General features: G+C 58.5%; 4 protein-coding genes. 2 read left to right on the top strand and 2 right to left on the bottom strand.

The annotated features are described in order from the left end of the window. Positions 1 to 207: 207 nt before the first annotated feature. The gene (locus tag AC1XOS_RS21565) at positions 208 to 819 is read right to left on the bottom strand and encodes a TetR/AcrR family transcriptional regulator (protein WP_481964274.1); all 612 of its coding nucleotides are present in this window, start codon (positions 817 to 819) and stop codon (positions 208 to 210) included. 30 nt (positions 820 to 849) lie between these two features. Next, positions 850 to 1,278 carry a cupin domain-containing protein gene (locus AC1XOS_RS21570; RefSeq protein ID WP_481964271.1) on the bottom strand — a complete coding sequence of 143 codons (429 nt, stop codon included), beginning with the start codon at positions 1,276 to 1,278 and terminating at the stop codon, positions 850 to 852. 42 nt (positions 1,279 to 1,320) lie between these two features. Here AC1XOS_RS21570 and serS point away from each other — a divergent pair, with 42 nt between their 5' ends. Then, positions 1,321 to 2,601, top strand: a complete 1,281-nt coding sequence (gene serS, locus AC1XOS_RS21575) for a serine--tRNA ligase (RefSeq protein WP_481964272.1) — start codon at positions 1,321 to 1,323, stop codon at positions 2,599 to 2,601. A 9-nt stretch (positions 2,602 to 2,610) separates the two neighbouring features. Next, positions 2,611 to 3,180: Uma2 family endonuclease (locus AC1XOS_RS21580; protein ID WP_481964273.1), on the top strand; the 570-nt coding region annotated here is incomplete at its 3' end.

Raw genomic sequence — 3,180 nt, forward strand, 5'->3', positions numbered from 1 at the left:
GTATTAGATTGTGATACTTGCAATTGTGCCGTAATGCTTTCCACCGGGATTCCGCCTTTGGGGCTTACCGGGGCGCTGGGTGCTTGAGCGGTGCTTTTCGCGCAGCCACTGGCGAGCCCCAGACCCATGAGGGCAAGTGCCCCAAGAATGCTCTCTCTTCTTAACATCATGATTTTCCTTAACACTGTTTAGTTAGACGCAAAAAATTTAGGTCGCCAGAAAACCCCGTAGGCTTGCCTCGGCGACACTCTCGACAAACGCAGCATGGTCCTCGTCGGGGAGCATGGCCAGCCGCCGCGCCAGTGCGAGGGCGGCGGCTCCGTGAATATGAGCCCAGATGGTGTGCGAGACCACGATCTCGGGCTGGTCGGTGCGAAACTGACCGCTCGCCATCGCCTGCATCACCGCACTACGGATAAAGTTAAACGCCTGCATCCCTGACTCGGGCTTGGGGCCAAAAGCTTTCTCAAAATCTTCGTCGCAGAGCTCGAACATCAGCGCGTAGTACTGGGGGTGGTTGCGTGTGAAAGCAAAGTAGCAGCGTGCCCCCTGCCGCAGGCGCTCGACCGGGTCTTCGATCTGAATCTGGTGCATCTGGGTGCAAAGAAGCTCAAAGCCCTCTCCAATCAGCGCGGCTAGTATCTCGTTCTTATCTTTGAAGTAGAGATAGATCGCCGTGGGAGAGTACTCGATGCGCTCCGCGATCTTGCGTAGCGAGACAGCGGCAAAGCCGTGCTCCACGAATAAATCGCGTGCAGCATCCAGGATCGCCCTCTGGAGGTTCTCCCGCTCTCGTTTTCGTCTATCTGTACTTCCCATCACTTAACACCGTTAAGTTTACACTGTAAACTATTTTTCCGCAAGTGGGTTTCCGTCACGGAGTGAAAAATCCGCAAACTCAAAGCCCGGCCCGACGGTGCAGCCCACCAGCGTGTACTCTCCGAGCGAGCGTGCCGCCTGCCAAGCCCCTGCAGGAACCGTGTGTGTTGGTGACTGCCTCTCCCCAACAGGCCCCAGAATCCAGCGCTCGTCATCGCAGAGTAGCTCTAGGGGTGCGCCTTCATAGAAGTGCCAGACTTCGTCGGAGAGCACTTGGTGCCAGCGCGAGTAGGCGCCAGCAGGCAGCAAAAAATAGATGGTGGTGAGCGCTGAGCGAATCGGACGACCATCGCTGGGCGTGACGGTCTTGGCCGAGCGAAAGACCTCGCGAAAAAAACCGCCCTCGGGATGGGGTGTGAGCTGGAGAGTTTCGATCAGCTCCTGGGCACGTGGATGCATCGCTCCCAGTGTAGCTGATTTTGACGATACAATAGCGGCGTTATGCTGGATATCCGACGAATTCGCACCGAAACTGATGCCATTAAGGCCAACCTTGCCAAGCGCGGCGAGGACACAAGCAAGATAGATGCCCTTCTGGCACTCGATATCACGCGCCGCGAAAAACAAAGCGAGTGGGAAGTGCTACGCGCCGAGCAAAACAAGCTTGGGCCACAGATCGCCGCCGCCAAGAAAACCGGTGAGGATGCCGCGCCGATTTTGGCCCGCTCAGGCGAGCTGAAATCCCGCCTCCAGAGCCTCGATGAGGAGCTCAAGTCCCTCGACCCCGAACAAGAAGCACTGCTCTCCAAGCTTCCCAACTTGGTCTTAGATGATGTGCCTGAAGGTGGCGAGGAGTGTAACGCGGAGATTCGCGGGGCAAACAAGCCGCTCCGCGAATTTGACTTCGAGCCCAAGGCGCACTGGGATATTGCTGCAACTCTTGGCCTCTTCGACACAGAGCGTGGGGCAAAACTCAGCGGCAGCGGGTTTGTGCTCTACACCGGAGTCGGGGCGCGGCTCCAGCGTGCGCTGATCAACTACATGCTGGATCTGCACACTCTCGTGCATGACTACACCGAGCTCGGCGTCCCGTACTTGCTCACCCGTGAGTCCGTGACCGCGTCAGGCCATATCGTCAAGTTCGCCCCCGAGATGTACCACGATGCCGAAAGCGATCAGTTCTTTGTACCAACGGCGGAGCCTGCCCTCGTCAATGTCCATAGAGGCGAGCTCCTAGAGCCCGGCGTCTTGCCCATTAAGTACGTCGCGCACACCCCCTGCTGGCGCCGCGAAGCCGGGGCGGCAGGCAAAGACACCCGTGGTCTGCAGCGTGTCCATCAGTTCGATAAAGTAGAAATCTTCCAGTACACCCTCCCCGAAGAGAGTGCCAGCGCACAAAACGAGATGGTGCAGCAAGCCTGCGCCGTGCTCGATGGCCTCGAAATCCCCCACCGCCTGCTGCTGCTCGCCGCTGGCGACACAAGCTTCTCGATGGCCCGCACGATTGACATTGAGGCCTGGGCACCCGGTGTCGGCAAGTGGCTCGAAGTCTCGTCGGCGTCAGATGGCACGGACTTCCAAGCACGCCGCGCCAATATTCGCTTCCGGCGCGAGGCCGGTGCAAAACCCGAGTTTCCGCACCTGCTCAACGCGTCAGGAACCGCGCTCGCTAGAGTCTACGCAGCGCTTCTGGAGACCCACCAAAACGCTGATGGCAGTGTCACGGTTCCGGCGGCGCTTCGTCCGCACTTAGGTGGCTTGGAGAAGCTGGAGCCAAAGTAGGACACGAAGATGAGCACAAACACCGCCCGTAAGTTCACCCTGGAAGAGTACATCGCCATAGAGGAAGCCTCGGAGATTAAGCACGAGTTCCGCGACGGCAAGATTCTAGCGATGGCAGGGGCCGCGCCAGATCATGTCGGAATCGTCTCTGACCTAACCTATCTGATCCGCTCCCAGCTCCGAGGCAACCAATGTCGCGTTTATGCCGCAGACTTACGTGTCCGTGTCACACCGGAGGGGCGCTACTCCTACCCTGATTTAGTCGTGGTCTGCGGCACTCCCGTCTTTGACGATACCAAGCCGCAGGCGTTGATCAACCCAACGCTCATTATCGAGGTACTCTCGGACTCCACAGCGGCCTACGACCGGGGTGATAAGTTTCACGACTACCGGCAAGTCCCCACCCTAACGGACTATGTTCTCGTCGCGCAAGACCGAGCCTACATTGAGCACTACCAGCGCCAAGGGGAGAGTGAGCTATGGCTGTATCAGGCGGCAGAGGGCCTAGACGCGACTTTACTGATCAGCGGCCTCAATCTCTCGCTTCCCCTCGTGGATGTCTACGCCCAAGCAGATGGA

Source organism: Armatimonas sp., from assembly GCF_964826245.1.

What these genes read in the sequence shown, in the direction of transcription:
- AC1XOS_RS21565 (WP_481964274.1), bottom strand. Translation starts at nt 819, where the DNA reads ATGGGAAGTACAGATAGACGAAAACGAGAGCGGGAGAACCTCCAGAGG.
- AC1XOS_RS21570 (WP_481964271.1), bottom strand. Translation starts at nt 1,278, where the DNA reads ATGCATCCACGTGCCCAGGAGCTGATCGAAACTCTCCAGCTCACACCC.
- serS (WP_481964272.1), top strand. Translation starts at nt 1,321, where the DNA reads ATGCTGGATATCCGACGAATTCGCACCGAAACTGATGCCATTAAGGCC.